This window comes from Desulfobacter hydrogenophilus (assembly GCF_004319545.1).
Lineage (GTDB): Bacteria > Desulfobacterota > Desulfobacteria > Desulfobacterales > Desulfobacteraceae > Desulfobacter > Desulfobacter hydrogenophilus.
Genome location: NZ_CP036313.1, coordinates 3,925,236 through 3,948,735 on the forward strand (window position 1 = coordinate 3,925,236; position 23,500 = coordinate 3,948,735).

Here is a 23,500-nt window from a genome sequence, read left to right on the forward strand (position 1 = left end):
AAATCATGGATCAGCAATTAAAAAAAATACGTGACGGATTCGCCAATGCGCCTTCAGGGCCAGTGACCATCAACGCCGCCTTCTGGACGGCCGCCGGCGTCACGCCGCCGGAAGGATTTGACGATACCATCAAGGCCGCTTATCGTCTACCCGAGTCCGCCGCCGGATTGGTGGTTAATTATGACCGACAGAATGTATCGGAGGTCATCGACAATCGTTTCAGCGTCACTGGCGTCACCCTGATTTTCCTCAACTCCGGCGACAACGCCGCGAGTGCCGTCATCGAAGGGATCGGCACCGGGGGAACCCCGACCCTCGGGATCGATGTCACGCCTCCGGACGGATGGAATCTCGGCACATTGTTTACCTACATGGCCGCCGCCGGCTGGCCGCTTTCATGGTTGCTTGAAAACAAGCAGTTGTTCTATTTCACCACGGCTGACGCTGACAAGATTGAACGACTTAAAACCAACCTGCCGGTTATCAAAGGCCAAAACATTTACGGAGAGATGGGCGTTCCCGACTCGGCCAAGCTGTTGTTTTCTCTTGTAAGTGGTTTCAGCTATCCATCGGGGAATCTGCCGGCATCCGGTCCCATCGTTTTGAACAAAGCTCTCGGCGTCGATTCCCCAACGCCGCCTGAAGAGGAGAGCGTCATCCTCTACCCTGATTTCGACTACACCGCCTTCATTCCGGAATCGAGCCCGCTTGCGCTGCTATTCCTAAAGGTGAGCAAGCCTCGGCTCTCCATTGTGGTAACGACATCGGAAGAAAAAGACGACGATGGAAAAACATTCTACGATCAAAGACCGGCCTTTGGATTTGCCCTTGAGATGACGCTCGTCGGAATGGATGGTATCGAGGTTCCAATGCTGCTCGCCGCCCAGGTCGGCCTGCCGGTCGATCCGAAAAAGAGCAAGGCGAACTCTTACTACCAGTTCTCTGTCGCGCGGGTTGACGACGACCATCGGATTACACCGACGGCCATCGTTTCTCTCATGGCGGGGCAGTCGTACTTCAGTCAGACGCCGCCTGTCCTGCAGCAATATCTATCTGCAGTGGAGATGCTCGGCTTTACCATGGCCGGACGAATCGGCGTGGCCTATCCCGATTCCATCGGTCTGGTTATCGGCAGCGACGGTGGACCGCCCCCACTGTTCACCGACCCGGGCAACAGTCAACCATTCGAGATAAAATCGTTCGCCCTCAACTGGCGGATGCTCAATCCACTCGATGCAAAGACCCGCCAAAGCATGGTCTCGTTTGAAACAATTTTCACTCTGTTTCCCACAATTTTTAAACAAAAGAACGGGGATGACGGCGGTGAGTTTTCCGTGCTGATCGACCAGGATCTGAACATGGAGGGTCGGTTTGACGGAACCGCGTCTCTTGACGATATTTTGAGCGGCATCACCGGCGGTGCGGTCGGCATGCCGGAAGGGGTGTCCGCTTCCTTTTCAGATATATACACCACCATCTCGCCTTCTCAAAAAAGCTACAGCTTCGGCTTCACCGTCGACGCGGAAATCGATATTCCGTTCATCTCGTATGACGGCAAGCCGCTGGTGCAACTGGTCGGAATGACATTCCAGCTGGCCGCCGTGACGCCGGCTAAAAAGGATCCGTCCGACAACGCAGCAACGGTCTACACAGGCGCCATTGATGGTGTGGCCATTGTCGGACCGGTCTCTTTGAATATCGGTGTAAACTACGACGAAGCCGGCGATCCTCCTACCTGGAAGATGAAAACCTCGTTGGCGAACAACATTGACCTGATCGAGTTGACCAATCAGTTTTTCGAGGCGTACGGTCTTCCCGAGTTCCTGCCTGGAAAACTGACGGTGGAAGCATTTAATCTTGAAGCAACAGTTCCTGTTGTGAAAAAGAGTCAAACAGCTAATCAACTTGGGTCCGGCCGCGCACGATCGGCGGTTGCCAGCTGGCGCACGCCGCTACGCCAGCCTCTTCGCAGCGCACATCGACATCTCAGCGCTGCTTTGGCCTCAACCGAAAACGCCCAACCCAAATCTTCGTACCTGATCTCGGGAAAGCTGCGGTGGGAATTTCCTTTGACGCCGGAGATACCGGTGAAAATAACCGCCGACATGGGGTTGAACTACGACGGCAATCGCGCCATAACTCCTGTCGATCAGCGGTTCGCCGGATGGGTCATCGGCACCCTCGAAATCGATCTCATCGGATCAGTGGAGATCGGCTATCGGTTCGGACCGTCCGATGCCGACAGCGGCAGCTCAACTCTGCGGTTGCCGCTGACCACTGAGCTGGCCGAGGCAGCTGCAACGGGAGACAGCAAGACACTCTGGATGGCATGGAACGGTTTTCGGGCAGCCTACGATTTTGTAGAACAGCAAGTCACTTTCTCGCTGACCGGGTGGACTTTAGGACAGCTCATCGAGTCTATGGTTCAGATGGTGGCAGACCCCTACTTCACGCTCGCCTCTCCCTGGGATCTGCTCAACAAAATATCGTTGAGTGGACTCTCCCTCTCTTTCGATCTGAAAAAGGACGAGATCAAGCCCTTTGTCAGCCGCGTCTCGTGCAATTATGCGCTTCCCTCTTCCCTCAACCTGGGATTTATGACCATCAAGGGATTCAAGCTCCGGCAGATCGACGGTTCGACCACGCTCCTCATCGACGGCGTCACCGATATCCCCGGCGTCAAGAATTCTCCGCTTTTCAATTCGAGTCAAAACGACGGCAAGGGGCAGGATGTCCAAAATATGCCGTCCGTGCCGGGACAGGGGAACAAGCTGTTCGACCTGCGCCTGTTGGCTCTGGGACAGCGAGTGGCCATCTACGATCCCGGGTCCGACATGCGGACGACCAAGGCAGTGATTGCCGCGCTTGAAAAAGTCCCTGCCAGCAGCGGAAAAGATCTTCCCTTCGACCCGTCCAAACAAGTCACAGGGCAACCCTACTATCACCAATCGAGTAACTGGTTGGCCGCCATGCATTTTGGAATCCTCGAGATTCCCGGTTTCAAGCCGAGACAATTTACGCTTGATATGATGATCGTTTTCAACGATCCGGACATGTATGGTCTACGGATTGAAATGGCAGGGGAGAAGGCCAAGGCGCTGGCCGGTCTCGCCATTGACATTTTATACAAAAAAGTCACCGACGACATCGGGTTGTACCAGATCGATTTTACGTTTCCGTCGATTCTGCGCAACCTCGATTTTGGTGCCGTTTCGGTCGTACTCCCCTCCATCGGCATCCAGATTTATACCAACGGTGACTTTCTGATCGATCTCGGCTTCCCTCACAATAACAATTTCAGTCGGTCGTTTACCTTTCAGGCTATTATCTACGGCGTGCCGGTGCTCGGTTCCGGCGGGCTCTATTTCGGCAAGCTATCGAACGCCACGGCAAAAGGGATTCCTCAAACCACGAAGGGGGCGTTCAGTTCCGTGATTCTCTTCGGACTCGGCGCTCAAATCGGCCTCGGGCGTTACATCGACAAAGGTGTTTTCAAAGCCGGCTTTTCCATTACGATTTTCGGTATTATCGAAGGAACCATTGCCGCCTGGCACCCCTACGAAAAGTCAGGCGAACCGCAGGAGAAGGGGCTCGTCCAGGGAGACTACTATTTCAAACTGGCGGGAACTTTTGGGATCATTGGCAAACTCTACGGAACGGTCGACTTCGGTATTATCTTTGCCAATGTCAACCTGACCGTGGAAGTGTACATGAAGATTGTTTACGAGTCATACTGCGCCATTCCTCTGTCGCTGACGGCCCGGGTCAGTGTTAGCGCCTCGGTTAACATCAACCTTGGTGTGTTCAAAATCACCATATCGTTTTCGTTCAAGCTAACCATCACCGAAACACTGACCATCGGAAGCGACCAGCGAAATCTCTCTCCATGGTACGACGGCGCCTCCGTGCAGCGCCTTCGGCTTGGTGATTTGGCATTGGCGGGACCGCCGCTTCGGCTCAATTTTTCCGGGGCAACGAAACGCAGTTTGGCCACGGCGCCAAGAGTTTCCGTGGCAGCCACCGCCTTTACCAAGTTCTCAGTTATCGCTCCGGAAAACTCGGGATATGATGCTCAGGAGGGAGCAGGCGTTCTTCTATTCGCCATTGACGCTCCGGTTGCCACAAGCTCCGGCTCCGGTGCCAACACATCCTTCGGCAAACTCAATAAGGCGTTCTTTGGTTGGCTCGTCAACCACATAGAGGAGACGGAATACGCAGGGCCGCTTCCAACGGCAGGTGAAGCTACAACTACAAGGGTTCACCTCGAAGCGATGCTTGCTCTCCTCTCCGATCCGTTAAATCAGCCTTTTTCGGCCTATGATCTCAACACCTTCTTCGCCGACAACTGCGATGTTACCATCAGCGGTCCGACAGTAGAAAGTCAGAAGGCGTTGGCTGACGGGTCGGTAATTTTTCCGGCGTTTTCTTTCTTTAAGATGACTGTTCCCAATCCGAACGGCGTCGAGCCCCCTACCGTCAATCTTTGGTTCGGTCAATACACTACAGCGGACGATGCTTATCAAGAGGCGGTGCGACTCCTGTTTGCATCGGTGGCCGCGAATGTCGAGGCCGAGGGTAAAAAAGACAAATTGTCGGTCAAGGCCGCTCCCGGCGGAAACGCTGAACCCATGGCCGATCTGGTATACGTCAACTACTTTGTTTTACTGGCCCGGCAATTGGTCCAATCGGCCATTGACGCTTTTGACGACTACGCCTACCCGTTGAAAGGCATGGAGTCGATCAATGATATTCTTTCATGGGGCCGGGATCTCGGAAACGTGGACCTGACTCCCGAGGATGTAGTCGGCGGCAACATGAGCTATCCCCTCGCCGCCAACAAGAAAATCGTTATCGGAGACGTTCACCATACGATTCAAGCGTCCGACACGTTGAGCGCCGTCGCTTCTCGCTACAGCGATGACGCGGCTTCGGATAAACGGTGGACAACAACGGTGGCAAGCCTGATCACCTGGAACGCGAACCAAAACAACCTAATTCTTGCCGGGAAAAAGATTGAGCTGAAAGTAGGCGGCGTATCCATGATCTACACCACAAAACCGGGGGACTCGTTCAACTCGTTGGCGGAAGCTTTCGGCATTACCATCGACGCTTTGTCGGAAGAGACAACGCTCTATGGTATTGAGGGGGTGTTGGCGCCTGGAATCGTTCTGCCGATTTCGCCCATTTCTTACACAACTGCGAGCGGTGACTCAGATACGCTCCAATCAGTCCTGGAACGGTTCGCCTCGCCATTGGATGCCTTCCTGAGCGTGGAAGAAAACCTTTCAGCGGCCGGACTCTTTTCCATGGATGGGAATCTCCGTTTTGCTATTGTCAATCTTACCACGTTGGACGTTGATGATATCTGGGATGTCATCCTTAGAACCGATACCCTCGGACAGATTGCCGGCATTGCCTCGCGCTTTATGATGCATGGCATGCGCCTGCCGAATGATAGAGGCTTGGCGCTTTCAACCGGATTTCTTTACGGTTCACCCTACTGGCCCGATACTCAGAGCGCCTATGGCTTATACCAGCTCACTGGGCAGCAATTTCCACTTTCCGCCAATGGAACGACCGTGTCGCTCACATTTTCCGATGCCACCGGTCCCTCATGGCTCACCTTCAACGATGGCGCAGGTGTGAACTTTGACATCTCTGACCAGATCAATTTGGCAAATGCCGTTACAACGTGGGCCAAGAACAACGGTTACAAGCCGAAAACTACCATCAACCGTGAACCGGGGATGGTGTTGTCGCCCCGAAAATTTACCATGGCTTCTCGCTCCCCGTGGACCGGCTCCAACGTCGCCGAGTTGGCGCGGGTTACCGCCATCCCGTCCGGATCGGATGCTGCCGCCGCCGCCACGGAAAACGCGCCCCAAGGGCAACCCTATCTTTGGGCACTGTCAAGCGGCCTGATGACATCTCTTGCCGACCGTCAGAAAAGGTTGACCGCACTTTGTGCGAATGTCGCCGATATGACCCCCTACCTGCCGCTCATGTTTCCGGTGGTCAGCGTTACCGATCCGGCCTCTTCCACAACCGGATATCTGCCGATAAAAGGGTACACCCTTGCCACCCGAATTGATTTCCGGGTCAAACGTCTCGCTCAACTCGATGATCTCGCGCCGCCGTTGCCGGATGCCAATGACATCGTACCCCCGGGACCCGGCAATGACGGAAGCAACGCACGAGCGCTGGCGCCCTTTGCCTATGAACTGGTGGGCCCGAGTCCGGCCGATGCAATTTTGTTGCAACGAATGCTGACCGCCATCGACAGCTTGGGAGAAAAGACGCTGAGCGACATTTTTCTACTCTACAATGATGAAAGTGACGGTAGTAACGGCCTGATGAACCGCGGAAAAAGTGAGTTTCTTTCATTTATTGTACAATCGAACCTCTCGACAGAGACAAACCCGCCGCCGATTCTGTTTGCCGCAAAGGACGCGGCTAAAGATGAAAAAGTATCCGGCATTGCAAATAGTCCGACCGACTTCGTCAAATTGATGTGGGAGCTTTCTACCGTCAATCAGGGCGGCTACTATCTCTACTATCAATCCTTTAAAGAAGGCGATGGTCTGCCGCCTGGCATATTTGATGACAGCGGGATAGCGGTGCTGACGATAGTGATTACCCTCGCCCGGAACGAGGCGTCGCCGGTAGGGCAGCGTGTTTTTGATTTCTGTAACGCCTTAGTCACCGTAGATACAATAGACCCGGAACGATCAATCGTCGCGCTTGAGGGGGTGTCGGATCCGGCCGTGGGAAAACCACTTTTGGGAACCGAGACCTTGGATGAATTGTCTGCGTGCTATGGGGTCAACCTCGGCGCCCTCGCTCGATCCAACAGGACAGTTATGTTTGCCTCGGGTGCTGTTATTCCGATAGCCGGACTTTATCGGGAATTGACGCCCGACGATTGCGCAGGTGGCAAAGATCCGATTCAGATGCTTGCCGATTATTATTCGGAGGGTGCTATCGAACCGATAACGAAACAGGATATACTCGACTACAATCCAGGAACCAAGGTAGAATCACTTTCGGTTTTTCGAATCCCCGCTTTTAATTACCGCGTCGAACCTGCCGCTGCACCCGGGGCTTCCTTCGCTGCTCTCGGCGATTACTACGGCATTTCCAACGATGCGTTGGGATACCAGGCTCGCAATGTGGCCAGGCTGTTCCCTGCCGGCGCTGTACTTACCATTGATACTGTTGTTTTCGACGCTCAACAGAATCTGGGGTGTGGGAACACCGGTATGTCAGTACTTCGCGAGCGGGGTTTTGAACCGGATCCCTCTCATTCCGACACCTACCCGATCAACGAGTTGTTGCAACTCTACCAGTTGCTGTCGACCAATATCAGAGAGAATGCCTTCTACAACCGAAGCCCCAATACGGCATCTTTTGGCCCCCAGGATATGGACGATACGCATCATGAGCCAAACGGGACAGAGGCACGGATGCTCAAGAGCAGCTTGAACAGAGAATATCCGAAGCCTCGACGCTTGAGCCGCAGTTTTAGAGCGTCACAGGACAGCCATTTTCTTTATCAGCAAGCAGTAGCTGCCAATAATGCCTTCGCTACACTCAATGCGGCGGTCGTTCCTGAAAGCGCCATTTTACCTCAACCGGACGACAATCCCTACAGAGGAGTTGGAGGCATCCTTCAGTTCAATCTGTCATGGCAAGACCTTTTCGGCAATCAGATCCCGAATCCGTTATCCTTTCCGCAGCCAGGCGATCCCCCTCCGTACAGCGGGTTTCCGATGCCGATTCTGTACACAGATACCCTTATCCCGATCGAGCAGTGGAGCAATACAGAGACGGGCTACCGTTACCAAGGAACCAAGGGGTTGCCCGAACTCGTGGTTAACTTTACCCTCAACGTTAAACCATACTTGCCGAACGACACGAACACATTTGCCCTCAGACGATTGAACGCGACTCGCCACGGCGCTGATGAGCCCATATGGCTGCAGAACGCCAAAGCGGACCTGGCCGTGTACACGCGTGTCTTCTATCAATTAACCCAAAATTATGATGCTGCTGGAGTTCCCGGATTGAGCGGCAACGCGGTGTCGATTCGATTGGTCAACACTCTGCTTTCAGATAGGACCGGTTCTCAACCGGAAGGGTTGCACTCGTCACTCGTCAACTATGTCGAACAGTGCGTTCTCTACCTACAGGCGATTGTCGCCGCTGGCACTCCTGTCGAAGCGCCGTCTGCCGTCCTCACCGCTTCGGTTCAGCTCAAGGACGTGTCGGACGACGATATCATTCAAGTGTCGGTAGCATTGGTTTTGGAACGACAGGGCCTCTTGTGCGACCCGGCATTGCGAGGTCTTGGGAATCTCGGCCTCCGGGTCGAATCTATTATTCCTGCCGTTACCGAAGCGCCCGCTTCAACGGTGCAAAGCGATGTGATTGATCAAGACACTGACACGACCCCCTCCCTCGTTCCTTTCGCGAGAGGGATGGAGTCCGTGTTTGCCACCGATGACTGGTGCCTACGTATTGGTGTCGGTTCCGTCGATCCGGCCAGCACCGTTCAATCAAGAACACCCAGTCTCTGGGCTGTTCGGATGAGCCTTTCGGGCGCCACCAGCGCCAGTGGTCTTGACTTTACCATCGGCGCCAATCCGCTCCACTATGCGCCGAGGCTGGTGGCCACCGCTTTAAAGACTTTCAATGCCGATATTGCACCTTACGAAACCGGTCAACCGTTCCCCGCCGGGAACCCGCAGAGGATTTCATTCAGCGGAGTCGACCCGAATCAGTGGTATGCGGACTTTCTAACAGCGGTGGATACTTTTTTAACGCCACCCTACACAACCTCTGTCTTTGTTTTTGATAAATTGTTGAATCTGGACGACGGCGCGAATGCTTCGGGAAATAAAGGTTACTTGGCCAAAATGCTTGACTATAAAGCAGACCTGGCCGAGTCGATGGCGACAACGTTGTTGTCAATATATGCTAATTCCAGTGACAATTCTCACCTTAAGAGGGCAGCGGCAGAGAAATTCAAGCAGGCACTCCTTGGCAAACTGTCCACCGCAAACACCCTCACGTCGATTTCGGTTTTTCCGGTGACCGGCGCCAAGTACGACAAATCATTGAATAAAGATGTGGTGAGTCCGCCGAGATTCTATGGGCAACCTCAAGCCACAACGGTAAAGGATCCGGAACAGAAAAAAAACAACTACTCATTCTCCACTGCCAAAGTCCCGTTGACCAAATCTACCGAGGAAGGTAACAGCGCCTTGGCATTTCTTTTTGATTCCCGACACGCAACCCGGGGTGCATTCGTCACAATGGATCTCGCATATTCATTGACCCATTTGGAGTTTGATATACGCAATGTGTCGGGGATAAAAAAATACGAGCAATCGAATTGGATATCGTTTCTGACTGGGCCGTATAAACGTCACATCGGCGATGCAGGAAAGGATTTCACCTTTCCCATTCTCTTGCGGGCCCTGCCTACGCCTCCAACTATGGTGGCGCAGAGCGGGTCACCGATTAAGACAAGTAAAGACGGGTATGCCGCAGTTTCCGATGGCGCCGAGGCGAGTGATCTGCGACGTTGGTCGTATGAGTTCAGCTACTTGGGCAGCCGAGCCGCCCAGGACCGGATGTTGGTCACCGTTGAATTCAACCGACCGCCAGATACAAAAGATATATTGAACGCCTCGAGTAAATCAACCGCCGAGGAGCTTTACAGAGCATTGGCTCAATTCCAGGCGATCTACCCCGCTGTGGCGCAGGATCTGGATACCTACCTGCGTCCGTTAAACGGTGACAGCGATCCGACCGCGCAAGAGATGCTCGACGCCCAATACGCGTTAGCCGCTCTGGATAACGTTGTTAAAAACGTTACTGATAAATACAAAGCGTGGGTGAATTCCTCTATAAAAATGGCAGAAGACGAGTCAGCACCGCGGGTAGTCTATCAGTTTGAAGTCGGATTGAATGAAAGCACCGATGCTGACAATCGGGCAATCGTCGAAGTTGTGCCGCTTTCGTTTACCCTGGACAATAAAAGCGCCACCAACTTTTTACCAGTGGCCCACGTGGAGGTTGACCCGAAAAACTACGACGCCGAACTGGTGTCGTCTACTGAAGCGGGTTTTGCGACCTACCAGTATCGTCTCAAAGACGACAACGGAGAAGAACCAACGTACCTGAGCTATGACAAGGCATTGACTATAGCGAAGCGCACCATCCAGTTTCCCAGGCTGGACCTCTTTGCACTGCAAAGCGGATGGTCCGCAGTGCAAGTAACCCGCAACCAACGCCTGTCTCCCGAAGGGGGGCCGGAAACCTCGAAGGAATTTACCTTCCTTTCCGACGAGGTTCGATTCGCCGATCCTATGAGACCGCTTCTTGTCTATCCATCGTTTCCTCTCGGCACAGGGAATAAGCCGGAATCAATGAAAACATGGCTTTCCAACTTTTTTACCTTGTTGCTGACACCCGATACAACCATACCGTTTACCCAATCGATACTCATCAAGCTCGAGGCGCGATACAGCTATCGAACAGCGGAATTGGTCGCAGATCTACCGTGCACGATCCTGCCGCTTAGTTTGCTGCCTCCCACCAACACAGAGGGCAAGATCTCACCACCCTTCGTCACCGCCGTAGCGACTGCGGTGCAGCATTGGTTTGATACAGCATATCCGGTCGTAGGAACGAGTTCGGCGTTCTCCTTTCAGTTATCCGTTTTTTCCGACTCGGGAAAAAATGATATGCCAATTTTGCAAGTCCGAAACTTGACGATTCCGGCCGCCCTTGTGAGCCATCAGGGAAATAAAAATACTCAGGTATCAGGTCATTAATAATGTCATTAACACAACTCGTCGAACAGGTGTCACGGCCCTTCTTGATTTGCTTCACTATTGATCATTGAGGCGCTTTACCACCAGCGGCACTGGATGTATGAAAATTACTGTCAACGTATTAGTGGATAAGTTTCGTTTTGAAAGGCGACTAATATAACATTCATTGCCCAGTGCCTTATTCCTATAAATCTGAATTTTTCCTAAGAGTTGAATAATGGTATGAAAGGTGACCGGCTATAATTTCCAAAAAGGCAGGACTGGAAGAAGTAATGTTGGACCAATTGTCAGAGTTACAAATAATGGCTACCGGTTTAAGCCGGGAAACCCCTGTAGGAAAAAGTTCTTCTGGAAGGCCCTCTTCTTTTAGATTAACGTGCTGGAAGATTCTCTTCAAATGGTTCAAACTGTCCCGCCTTAAACCGGTAGCCCAAATAATTATCCAATCCCTAACGATGGCAGACTCTAAAATTATTACGAATATCAAATATAATCTTATCTGTTCAAGGCTGGAATAATTCAAGCATAAAGGCGACTATATTGTCTATAAGCGCCCATATTTTGGGTTTTTAGACCCACCACAATATATTAGAGTAGGGCCTCTGTTTACAGCATTGCAAACGTAATATGGTTAAATTCAAATGTTTGTATAATAGAATACGATGGTTCAACAGGTTTCTTTGGGATCGACAAAAATAGAAAATCAGCAGATACTAACTAAAGCTTTTCGTGGAGGACTTGTTCCCCAAGATCCAACAGATGAACCAGCATTAGTCCTTCTTGACCGCATTAAAGCAGAACGTGAAGCCATGAAACCAAAGAAGAAAACGAAAAACAAAGGGTTTAATGACAAACAAAGCGCAATTCAAAATAGGCGGTCTGCTCAAACTGGAAAAAGTTGGTGACTACCTTAATCTGGTGGGTAAAAAGGTCAAACTGGTATTCAAGGAAAAAGATTCTGTACTGAATACCAAGTCGTTTTTTAAAGCGGATGTTACTGGCTTGTCGGAAACAGGGACGCATCTGGTATTGGAAAATGTAAAAGCAAGGAAATACATTTTCTTTTCAATTCATATCAAAAAACGTATTGTACCGATAAACAATATCTCGATAATCCAAATTCTGGGTGAATAAGGAACGTTAGAGTAAGATTGAATCCGTTTCAATCTCGTTCATGAAAAAGGGGAGTCTCAACGTCATTTTTGGGGTTCCTGCTTTCTGCGAACTTGACATGTATCCCCAATTGAAACAACAAAAATCCCCAAAAGACCGGAAGAGGACCGGAGGCACAAAAAAAGCCCTCAAGAAAATCCCCTGAGAGCCTAAGTGGTAAATGGTGCGCCCGACAGGATTCGAACCTGTGGCCTACGGATTAGAAGAACATGATCCTAACATTCTTTTCGATAACGAATTTTTCATTTCAGAACTTCATTTTCAAGCATTTTTTCATTTTACAAAACAGTTCGAAACGATGTGTGAAAAAATCAATTTTGCGTCACTCGAAACAGAAACAACATAATCCAAAATAAGATTCGATTCTTTCTCAGCTTTCCAAAAATCATTTCTAAAGGACCGGAGCCGGACCGGAAAATAATACGAACTATTCCTCTTGGATTCAACAACGACTTGAATAGGAGAATGAGTAAGTGTAGCGGCTCGGAATAATTTAATCTGGGCTCTGTTTATACGTTAATAATATTTGAACTGACATTATCAATATCAGAAGTAGTCAACGCCTTTATTCAGAAGGTTATCGGTGACACATAATAGACATATGTGTCGCCTAACATTCCTAAATTTGCGGCTTATTTTCAGCTTTTTAGTGGTTTGGGGATTGTTTTTTGTTTCCACTTTTTTCTATATCACTCTTTTGGGTCTCGAAAAGCCTGATATAGACCCGAAATTCGTATGTTTTAGACGTAATGTTATTTTATTTCAATTGGTTGGCGTGGCCCGACCCTATGTCCATCAATCTTTGAATTTGGCAAGGCCGATTTGGCATATTGAAGCCATATCAGCATTTGCAGTTTCCACATCAATAGCTACAAATTCCATGACTGCTCCTTTTACGCATAACGGTTGAGCTAAGGGGCCGGGCTGATGAGATTCAAATAATGTAACGGTATTATGGATTTAAGATTCTAACAAAAATGTCAAATTTGTTTTTGATTTAAACTTGTTGTAGCGAAACACCAATAAAAGCAGAGTTACAAAATAATGTAACGGCGTAAGAAAAATTCAATAATGATCTGTGGTTTGGCGTTTTTCAAAAATGAATCAAACAGAAATCGGCGTCAAAACATATGAGGATAAAATACAGGCAGGCCAACCTCGGATTATACCAAGGATGGCCTGTTAATGCAGATAAGTTGTGGTAAGGATTATTGAGGAGGGAGATCTGATATAAATTCCAGGGCAAGATTAATATCAACAAATTGGTGGTTTAACTCCTTTGCCCTGTCCCGGCAGTCTGTACAGATTTCTTTAAATTTGCGCATATCGCCCTTAACGGACATATAAATCTGTTCAACGGCTTCCTGCTGGATATCTTTGTATTTTTCAATGAAGTCCTCGACCTCTATGGGATACAAAATCAGGGTTTTCAACCGGCTGAGTATATCAGGATGGTTCCGGCTCAAATAAGTTCTCACATTCGGAAGTCCTGCAAATACGATGGGAACCCCGGCATCAATAATCCGTTTAAGATATGGCCAAACCCGGGTGTCCAAGTCATTGGCCTCATCTATAATGATAAAACAATTGGAGAGATTACAGATCATTTTCAGGTACTGGGGAGTTCGGCGGTAGGTGGCGGTGGCCTCATAATTTAATTCCTTAAGTATCGCGGCCAGGGTTTCATGTATGTTGAACAGAGACTCAACCCATACAGCATGGAGCTTTTTGGGATGCAGCAATTTTAAAAACCGAGTTTTTCCTGCACCAAAATCACCCTCCATGAGCACGCTTTGGCCTCTGTAGATCCGGTTATAAGTGGCAGCCAAGTATGAGACCCTTCGTTTATCACTGATAAAATCCTCTTTCATGTTATGTCTCCATGGGATGCATAAATGGCTACATGGTTCGTATTTAACGATTTTTGGCAATCAAGCATAAATGCATTGAACAGGGCCTGATTTTTACGGTCATCCGGCTGGTTTATCTTTTTTGTGTAATCCGCGTACCTTGATTGATTATGATCAAGCACTTGTTCCGCCCGGGCCAGGGTGAGGCCCTTATGAAAAACGTCGACTAAAACAGGCCGGTCAACGGCCATATTGTGCTTTTCTAAAAGAGCGATAATGGTGTCAAGTTCATCAGGCGGCACAGGCGAAGGTTCTGGTGCCGGCGGTCTGTCAAACGGCTTTTTTGCAATGGCTTCGCCCAACAGTATACCGTCTTCACCCTGCTCAAAAATAAAAAGCTTGTCCTTGTATTTGGATATTTTCACCGGTGTGCTTTTATGTTTGCTGAACTTATCTGCACCACGGGTCACATAATAATCGCGCTTGTCATGGCGGATGGTCCTGGTTTTGGATACGGTGGCTTTGATTTTCCTGTAGCCGTATTTCATATATTCCTGAACCTGGTCCGGGGTAAAATTCAGGGTATCTGCCTGGTTTGATAAAAAATCATCAAATTTCTGTGCCGGCACCCAGGCACTGACCACCCCGTCTTCGGTAAAATAATGTTGTGTATGATTATGTTCGTTACGATATTCGCTGAGCATAGTGCTGCTCCTTAGTTCCTGAAGGCTTATATCAAGAAGGGTTACAGTAATTTTTTCCTTTCTTCCCCGCTTGAAGTCATATTCGGTAACGGTTTTCACAATCCTGTCCTCAAAGGCTTTGATAATACGTATTTCAAAATTGTGCAGGCTCCGGTGTGAAGATTCTAGATGTGCCTTATCTTTGGGTGAATACGCCTTTGAAAAATCCGGTGCCAAATAGAAGCCTTGCGGTGTAGAATGCTTCAGGTTAATGGCATTGATGGGGCGTTTTAGATTTAAAAATCCTTTTGCCTGGTCAGGTCTGATACCAATTTTTTGCAAAGGCAAAGGGGTACTCAACAAAAAACGGGTAAAAAGATCCACAGAGTTCAGGCTGCTTTCGGTAAAATAAAAGTCCAGAATAAACATTTTCCTGGAAGCGGTATCAAATATTTCAATTACCTGTGGTTTTTGCCAGTTACCGTGTTCATCTCTGATCCTTAAATATTGAAATTTACAGCCGTCAACCTGGATCAAAGCAAATACCGGCACCGACTTGAAGGCATGCATTACCGGGACCTGATCCTGCTTATCCTCTTTTTCCAGGTAAAATTTGAGATTTTCCCTTTTGACACATCGCCGAAGTGCCGGAAGACTGATGGTTCTGCCCAGCTCTTGTTCAAGCCAGTGATGATAATTTTTAATGGTTCTGGCTTTCCGGGTGATAAAAATGAATCCCTGGGATGAGGGGTCGCATGACGCCTTGACCATCTCAATAAACCGTCTTTTGGTTTGCTCATCTATTGCTCTGGGCCGTCCGCTGCACTTACGGCCTTCCATAATTCCTTTTTCAACCAGTAAAAGGGGCGCCGGGATAATTCCGGTTTTCTTGTACTGGTCCTTGTAATATTTTTTGGACCGTCTCTTGGTAGATCCGGTTTTATTCATGATTTTTTTGTGCAGCAGTAAATGAAAGCGGTCATCAATAGTCAGGTCATCCATTATCTGCCCCCTTTGATACAATCTTTTCGTATATGACCCGATGCCACAACAATGCTGCCTGGCGGGAGGTCTTCTGCCAATGATCATGCTGAGCCACACGGACCTGTTCAAGCATTGCCTTTACAACAGCCATGTATTCATGGGTAATTCGATCTGTCAGATCCGGTTTACTTACCGGAGCCGTTTTCTGGTCCTCAATAAATTTTTTGATATTTCGTGCGGTCAGTTCCATGCCACTGTTTATAATCGCCCTCCAGATACGGCGTTGTTCTATGGAATCCATTTGAGTAAGGGGGCGGATCTGGGATTCGTTGGCCGGCAGTTTGTCTCCAATTGGAGACAGGTTGTAAATTACTTCATAGGCTCGAATCAGCCGGTAAGCATGGGCTTTGCCCATATCCCACCGTGCCCTGGTATATGCCTCAAATGACTCAAACAGAGCCTGCTTGTACAAACGATTCTCACGAATTTCTTTCAAGGCTTGGCCGATTTTGTAAAAACATTCTTGATTTCGACCAATCAGGGTTTCAAGCTCAAGCAGCCGTTCCATACTCACTGCCCTCCCGGCATAGGCCTGCCGACCATAGCGGCAAGGGCCGTCAATTTTGCGGCCTGAACCTGGGGTACAGTATTTATTTGTTTCAAAAACAAGACACTATCCCTAAATCCATAGCCCTTGATTTTCATGACAAGGTCAATGGTATTAAAATTTTTTTCGCATCTGAAGCACCTGGCCAGGTTCGTGGCTGGATTTACAGCGGTTTGAAATTCATTGCACAAAGGGCATAGAAAACGAAAATAACCATCTCTAATCTTGGATAGAATCTGTAAATGGTCCCTGATCAACACATCTACAGGGATATTGTTTCTCAGTTCAAATAATTGCCGGGATGAAAATCTGTTTTTCACAAGACACCTCCTTATTTTTAAAATTTCAGGTGCTTTTTTATATCACCGGTTAGAGTCGCCTGTCAGTTGCCTCTTAAACTGAGATAGAGATTATTCTGTTGATATCTACTTGTATTATCAGTTGGTTATCCTCATGATGTCTCTTAGAATCAAAACTCGATTAGTCTGTTAATATCCCTTTATATTACAATGAGTTATTCCAATCATGTATCTTAAAATCTATACTCGATTAGTCGTTTATGCCAGAGGGTCTTTTATGGGAATCCCTGTATTTTTTCATTGTTATGGCTGATAACCTGGGTAACCAGATATTGAATGATAATTGCCGGCTTGATCCCGTATTCTGCTATAATGACTTCCATTGGCAAAACAGGTTTTGTCTGTTTTTGATATGAAAGCGAAGGAAGGTTCCCAGATGTTTGTTGCTCCTCAGCTTCTTCAAGTTTTTTTGCCAGATAATTGTTTTTGCAAACAGCTTTGTTTTTCCTGTTCCACTTTTCACATTGCCTTCGATGAAGCTCTTTTTGGCAAGCCGAACGACATGTTTTCTGCCGCCCTTTTTGTCTTACATCAGGGGTGAACCATTTCCGGCAAATAGAGCAAGGTCGTCTTCCACGTGAATTCTTTGCCATTATTTCTTCTCCAAAATTTGAATCAGGGAGATTATATGTACCAAATTTTGAAAGAAGCAGCGGCGAGGTCTATCGGCGGGATAGGCGGGGTATGATTTTTTATTTGATTGGCGGGATATAGCGGCGGGATATCTGCCCGTTACATTATTTCGTCATGAAACTGCGGGGTACGCGTTACACTTTTTGAATCTTACCACCGGGCTGATAAGCAATCCCTGCCACGAAGCTATATATTTTTAGTTTAGATAATTTTTTTGAAAAAGCAGCTCTACTCTAGCCCGATCCGTCTTTAGCGATGGGTTATGTCGTTTAATAGATTGTTAACTCAATTAGGCATCCATACGTCGGTAAATCTTCAGTACCTCCCAAAATTTTTGAGGCTTCAGCATATACCCTAACGTTGCATTAAATAAGCACCATTAAATAGGAAGAAGGCTGCTATCATTATGGGAAACCATTTTTTCAGAATAATTCAGGACCTCACCAAAAGTGAAGTCCTGGAAATTGCTCAAAAAACCTGGAAAAGCTTGATTGGGAAGGGTCATAGGCTTATTTACTAACTTTTTTATGCAACGTTAGGGTAAAATTAATTGAAAGCACATCATTCAAAAGTTTTTTGAACCTTTAAAAAGAAGGAGACCCTTGCTGTCCGGTTCACTCGCTTGTTATCTGATTTTTTATTTAATTGGTCGCATGCTAAATCCGAATCCCGAATTATCATAAATGGCTAATCGCCCATTACTCTCAATTAAGTAATATTCTCCAAAATCATTGCCTACTTTTTCCTCAAAGCGTAATTTCCCTGACTGTTTCTTTTGAATCATTTCTTTTTCAGAACCGCTTCCATCTTTAAATTTACTAACCATTATTATTTTGCCATTTTTTTTGAGGAGTGTATATTTTGCAGCAACATAAGGAGACTCATCAAGCCATTCACCAATTATTTCAGCAGATGAATTTTTGGGTTTGCTCATTAATGCTTTTTCTTCTTCTATTGTCGTTCCCAAAATTTCAACTTTCAAATTAGGATTAAAATGACTTGTAGCCCATGCACCTGCACCCGGTGTCATGCCTGGTAATAAATAACAGATGAATATACGGTCATACTTTATAGGTTCGTCTTGCCGTAACTTTAATGCAAATTTTTGTAAAAAATCCTTCGATACTTTTTGCTCAAGCTTTATATCTATGCTTAATTTAATACTTCCCATACTCGATTTTTCTATAATTATGTAACTGACACCATGAAATGATTTGGCAAATGCTGATACAGTAGGAAATAATAAAAAAGTCGCGATTACCAATATTACCAATTTGTTCTTCATTTGATCCTCCTTTGTCATTAACAGATAATATTTAAATCACTGGCTTGTCCAGTGTATTGGTTTGTTCAATGGCCACGGGGTAGTGGGGTGGAAAATTCGCCTTTGACTACGGCTGAAGCTTTGCTTCGCTTTGTCCGACATAACGAAGTTTTGCGGCAGCGAAGCAAAGCTTCAGCCGTACCATATTATCGGGTAATTTGCCAGCCCGCCCCCGTGTGTCCAATGTGAACTAAAAGCGTTTTATCATATAGTCCCGCCCACAGAAAAGGCACGACAATTAGATCCACCAAAATCTTTTGGTAATGCTGAACCGGTTGTTTCAACGAGCGGGATTATTGATAAAACGTTGTTGAACAGAGCCGGTGGTCAGGGCCGGTAACGAGTGTTTTCACTATGGGGTTTATATCGATTGCTGGCAGACTGTGCAAGGATAATTTGGTGTGATTTTGATGGTAAATGCTCAACGATTCGGTTTTGAACTGCTGCATATATTCTGCTCTACGGATATAGGCGGTACTTGTTTGTATTGTGCCGGGTTTTCGACGCACCTCATGGGTATGGCCTGAAGCCATTGCCTTTGCCACAAGTTGTTTTAGATCAAAGATTAGGGTCAAGAAGTATCCCAGGCAGCCACCTTTTTATTTGGGACAATATAGCCAATATATACCGGCAGCAACTCGTAAAGTCTTGTCAGGCGGCCTTTGCCACATTTGGGGCATGCTTTAATGTCAATGCCGGTCAGTCTGTGCATCATTTCTTCTACTGACTCATTTTCAGGATGTGCTGGCTCTTTGAACTTATCACCCGTCAATTTTCGGATCAGTTTTATGTTCACTGCTTTGTACCGGGGGGATAGAAAACCAAAGTGCCTGATTTTTTTAAACCCTCTGGGTAGCACATGAAGCAGGAACCGTCTGATGAACTCCACAGCATCAAGAGTCATCTCTTTTATGGCATCATTTTGAGCCCGGTCCTTCCAGGTGAACACAACTTTGCCGTCTTCAAAGGATTTGATACGGTAATTTGAAATGGCGACTCTATGGGTATACCTTCCTAAATATTCCAGGACTTTTTCAGGGCCGGAACAAGGGGCCTTGGCGTAACCGGACCATTTCTTTTTCCGGATAATTTTGATCAGGCGGTTGAAACCAGAACGGGTGCCGTACTTGGCCGTATTACCCGGGAACTTGAGATCCCCGTCCTGGTATAGTTGCTTGAGTCCTTTGATGTAGATGCCCTTGAACGCCTTTACTATGGAGGCTGTCTTGAATAGAAAATTCGTTTTGGATGGGGTCCATTGGGTTTTGTCTTCTGACAGCACACCGCCGGGAACAAGGCAGTGCAGATGAAAATGGTCCAGGATGGTCTGGTTCCATGTATGCAATACGGCAATAAAGCCAGCCTGCCCCTGGAGTCTCCATTGGGGATCGGTAGCAAATTGTTTAATGGTCTGATTTACCGAGGAGAACAGCAGGTCCAGCAACGGCTTCATATTACAGAGGATGATAGGATTCAGGTTGTGGGGCAGTGTGAACACCAAATGATAATAGGTGGCAGGCAATAGTTCTGACACCCGTTTATCTAACCATTTTTCCTTGGTCATGGTCTGGCATTTGGGGCAGTGCCGGTTCCTGCAGGAGTTGTAGGAGTTCTTTTGGAAATCGCAGTCAGGGCAAGCGTCTATATGGCCTCCTAAAGCAGCTGTTCGGCAGGTAATGATTTTATTCATGACCTTTATCTGTTCGTGTGAAGCTCCGAAAGTTTCCAAAAAGCGTTGCCCAGCGTGTCTGAAGATATCGGCAATGTCATGTTCGGGTCTGCTGCTTTTATTGCAGCATTCTCCGATCATTAAAGCACCACGTCAGCCGGGCTGACAACTTGGGATATGGCCTCATTGCTGATGTGAAGATACTTTGCCGTGGTTCTGATGGATTTATGACCGAGCATCTGCTGAAGTACATGTGTCCGGGTTCCCTGTTCGAGAAGGTGAGTCGCAAAGCAGTGACGAAGGGTATGTATGCCTTTGCCACGTTTTACACCGGCTTCTAACTTGGCCGTGTAATAAATTTTCTGAGCTGTCTCAACTGGCATCGGTTTTGATCTGGTTTTGCCGAAAAAGATCCATTCGTTCGGTTTAAAAAGCCGCCAGTAGTCTTCCAGAGTCTTTAGTAAGGTATCTGACAAGACTGTATACCGGTCTTTTCTGCCTTTACCTTGCTCTATCCGTATCATTTTGCGGGATCTTTCAATGTGTATCGGTTGGAGCTTTACAACTTCACTGACCCGCAATCCTGCGCTGTATGTGGCCAGAAGAAGGGCATAATGCTTGGGGTTGGTGCAGGCATTCAGTATTTGCGCCACTTCTTCCCGGCTCAGTGCCATGAAGATTTTCCTTTCCTGAGGCCGGGGCGGTATGGAAATCTTGGGCTCCCGTTTTAATACATGCCTGTAAAATCTCTTTATCCCTGAGAACTGTACATTGCAGCTACTCCAGGCCAGTTGTCGGTCTGCAATAATATAGTCGAGATAATCTTGGATCTGGGAATCGGTCAGTTGATCCGGTGCTTGCTTGTAGTGCGCGGCAAGCAATTTTACCGCATTCATATACGCCGCATTTGTTTTTGGCGAAAGCCGGTGAAGAGTCATGTGTCGATCAAATTGTTGGCGAAGTTGTGTCATCTTTTCCTCCTGAATTATGGGTGGATACTCAGGAGAATGATGGAATAAGACAGGGTAAATATAAAGGGATATTGTATAGTCGCGGCTGACTGGCCCATCAATGGGTAAGATGCCAGGTTGGCGTTTCTTTCCGCGGAGCGGTTTTGTTCAACATTCCATTTTATTTTTTCCTAAATTTTAACAATCAATTATCTATTCAAAGCCTTGAACCCCAATTCAGCCATATCGATTTGGGGATAGGATTTTTTTATCTGCCCAGCGGTCAACCACATGAGCATCAATAAGTTTTATAAATCTGACCATGTGCGCAGTAACGTTGATAAAGTGAAGCATTGAGCAATACATGATTTTCGGAATGAAAATTATCAAATTATCAAATTATCAACCAACGTACAAATCCATAGAGATGACTCTATTCCCGATCACATCAGGACCAATTGTCATCAATGTCCATGTCAACAACCACTGGCACATCGGGCAGATAGTAACTACCCGCATTTTCCATTACTTCGATCAGTTGTTCTCCGACCGAATCAGCCTTGTCCTCATCGACCTCAAGGATAATCTCATCGTGTATGCAAGCAACGAGAAGGGCTTTCCACCTTGGAAGTCTACCAGAAACCTCCACCAGGGCACGCTTGATGATGTCCGCAGCGGTTCCCTGTATAGGTGTATTGAGCAGTTCGGTGAGAGGAGGGTGACTTTTATGCCAGCGCCTGATACGCCCACCCAATGTTTTGGTCTGACTATTGGCTGTGGCAATAAGATCGTCCCCCCAGTCAAGAAGATCGGGGTACTCATCAAAAAAATTATTCTGGAAAGCAGTGGCCTCATTAATGGACATTTCAACTCCATAATTCTTCATGGCATAGGTAACCAATCCTTTTGGTTGCATACCAAAGAGAATGCCGAAATTCACCGCTTTTGCCGATTTCCTCTCAAGGTCAGTAACATCGGAAATCGCCTTTTCGGAAATGATGGAAGCAGTAAGGCTATGGAAATCGACACCATCCCGGAATGCTTTGATCATGTTTTTATCTCCACTGATCTGAGCAGCAATCCTTAATTCTATTTGAGAATAATCCGCAATAACAAATTTTTTCCCTTGCCCCGCCACAAAACATGCTCTCACCTCTTTAAATTTGGGGATAGCCTGTAATGGTGGGCGCTTACAGGAGAACCGTCCAGTAACAGCACCCATCTGGTTATAGATGGGATGGATCCGCCCTGTTTCCTTGTTGACACACTCCAATACCTTGGACATGGAATCCAAGATCGATTTAATCTGTCGATACGCCATAATGGACTTGATAATCGGGAACTGGGTATAATTTTTCAAAGTAGATCTTTTGGTATCTTTGAAACGGATACCTTCATCCCTAAAGTCTCGGTGATAATTCAAAGCCTTTTTAAGACTTACGGAATCGTGAAAATTAACGTCTTCAGAAAAAAAATCTAAAATTTCCCCTTCTTTATCATTACATTTCTTTTGACCTCTTCGCCAAAGAGCTTTCATTTTTCTTGCATCAATACTGATTCCCGCTAAACTCAAGTTGACCACAGCACCAGTGCAATCAAACTCAAGCTTAGCAGTATCCACTATGTCATAGAATTTTATTTTTTTTACAAGGTTTCTTCTTATGGAAAAAAGCGATTTAACGCTTAAAGCAATCCGATTGTAATATTCACTGTTTATGGATCTTTTCTTTACATCAATGGGGAAAAAAGAACTGTAATTATTTTCCAAGTAATTTTCCATAAGATCCCCAGCAGATCTCTTATTGCTGGATAGGCCTGCATTTAAAAGATTCAGGGCAATAACCACGTCAAACGTTTTACCACCAACACCAATTCCGTATTTTTTTAAAAAGGTGACATCACTAACACTGTCGTAAAATATCTTTATAATTTTATTAGAACACAAAAAGGTCCCCAGCTTTTCTCTGAATGATAGGTGAATATCTAGCATATTGATCATGGCGACAGGTTTATCCTCACCGGTTCCCAACCAGATATTCACAATATCATCGCATAACGGATCTTTGCCGGAAGTCTCAACCTGTATAGCCAAAAATCCTGTTTTTTCAGCCATCTTAACCAAGTTCAGAATATCAGTTTTAGTTTTAACCTCATAAAAATTATTCTTTCTTTGTTTTTTTTTCATGTTTGTACTCCGCACAAAATAATTCATACCCAATCTCTGTAAATTTTTTCTCCCGTTAAAATTTTTTGTGCAATTTGATAATTTGATAATTTGATAATAACAATCGAATTTAAAAACTATGATTGTGTCGGCGATCCTGAACGGTAAAGACCACATCCATACCGAATCAGGACCACCCATTTGCACATATAAAGCGTCAGGCCATCCCCGTTACTGTAATGTACACATACTGTAAAAGGAAA

At 47.0% G+C, this 23,500-nt stretch carries 12 protein-coding genes; 3 read left to right on the plus strand and 9 right to left on the minus strand.

Going from position 1 to position 23,500, the window contains the following annotated elements:
- Positions 1-5: 5 nt before the first annotated feature.
- The 3 genes from EYB58_RS17475 to EYB58_RS17485 all read left to right on the plus strand — a co-directional run bounded on the left by EYB58_RS17475 (position 6) and on the right by EYB58_RS17485 (position 11,975).
- Positions 6-10,841, plus strand: coding sequence for a LysM peptidoglycan-binding domain-containing protein (locus tag EYB58_RS17475; RefSeq protein WP_111960116.1), 10,836 nt, complete (start codon positions 6-8; stop codon positions 10,839-10,841).
- 662 nt (positions 10,842-11,503) lie between these two features.
- Positions 11,504-11,746 (plus strand): hypothetical protein, encoded by a 243-nt coding sequence (locus EYB58_RS23575; RefSeq protein ID WP_207309077.1) that lies wholly within the window; start codon positions 11,504-11,506, stop codon positions 11,744-11,746.
- Positions 11,688-11,975, plus strand: a complete 288-nt coding sequence (locus EYB58_RS17485) for a hypothetical protein (RefSeq protein WP_131072103.1) — start codon at positions 11,688-11,690, stop codon at positions 11,973-11,975. Before EYB58_RS23575 ends, EYB58_RS17485 begins: the two co-directional genes overlap by 59 nt.
- 1,247 nt (positions 11,976-13,222) lie before the next feature.
- Here EYB58_RS17485 and EYB58_RS17495 read toward each other — a convergent pair.
- The 9 genes from EYB58_RS17495 to EYB58_RS17535 form a co-directional block, all read right to left on the minus strand.
- Positions 13,223-13,885 (minus strand): AAA family ATPase, encoded by a 663-nt coding sequence (locus EYB58_RS17495; RefSeq protein ID WP_131071983.1) that lies wholly within the window; start codon positions 13,883-13,885, stop codon positions 13,223-13,225.
- Positions 13,882-15,549: an integrase gene (locus EYB58_RS17500; RefSeq protein ID WP_111953193.1), complete on the minus strand. Its 1,668-nt coding sequence runs from the start codon at positions 15,547-15,549 to the stop codon at positions 13,882-13,884. Before EYB58_RS17500 ends, EYB58_RS17495 begins: the two co-directional genes overlap by 4 nt.
- A complete protein-coding gene (locus EYB58_RS17505) occupies positions 15,542-16,099 on the minus strand; it encodes a DNA methylase (protein ID WP_111953191.1) in 558 nt (185 codons plus the stop codon). Before EYB58_RS17505 ends, EYB58_RS17500 begins: the two co-directional genes overlap by 8 nt.
- 2 nt (positions 16,100-16,101) lie before the next feature.
- Positions 16,102-16,458 (minus strand): CHC2 zinc finger domain-containing protein, encoded by a 357-nt coding sequence (locus EYB58_RS17510; protein ID WP_111953189.1) that lies wholly within the window; start codon positions 16,456-16,458, stop codon positions 16,102-16,104.
- Positions 16,459-16,712: 254 nt separating this feature from the next.
- Positions 16,713-17,090, minus strand: a complete 378-nt coding sequence (locus tag EYB58_RS17515) for a hypothetical protein (protein WP_111953187.1) — start codon at positions 17,088-17,090, stop codon at positions 16,713-16,715.
- A 677-nt stretch (positions 17,091-17,767) separates the two neighbouring features.
- Entirely contained in the window at positions 17,768-18,415 is a 648-nt protein-coding gene (locus EYB58_RS17520; RefSeq protein WP_111960869.1) for a hypothetical protein, read from the minus strand.
- A 610-nt stretch (positions 18,416-19,025) separates the two neighbouring features.
- A complete protein-coding gene (locus EYB58_RS17525; RefSeq protein WP_131072012.1) occupies positions 19,026-20,264 on the minus strand; it encodes an IS91 family transposase in 1,239 nt (412 codons plus the stop codon).
- Positions 20,264-21,094 (minus strand): tyrosine-type recombinase/integrase, encoded by an 831-nt coding sequence (locus EYB58_RS17530; protein ID WP_111960837.1) that lies wholly within the window; start codon positions 21,092-21,094, stop codon positions 20,264-20,266. The genes EYB58_RS17525 and EYB58_RS17530 overlap by 1 nt, the downstream gene beginning before the upstream one ends.
- Before the next feature lie 427 nt (positions 21,095-21,521).
- The gene (locus tag EYB58_RS17535; RefSeq protein ID WP_163354621.1) at positions 21,522-23,258 is read right to left on the minus strand and encodes a DNA polymerase; all 1,737 of its coding nucleotides are present in this window, start codon (positions 23,256-23,258) and stop codon (positions 21,522-21,524) included.
- Positions 23,259-23,500 lie beyond the last annotated feature (242 nt).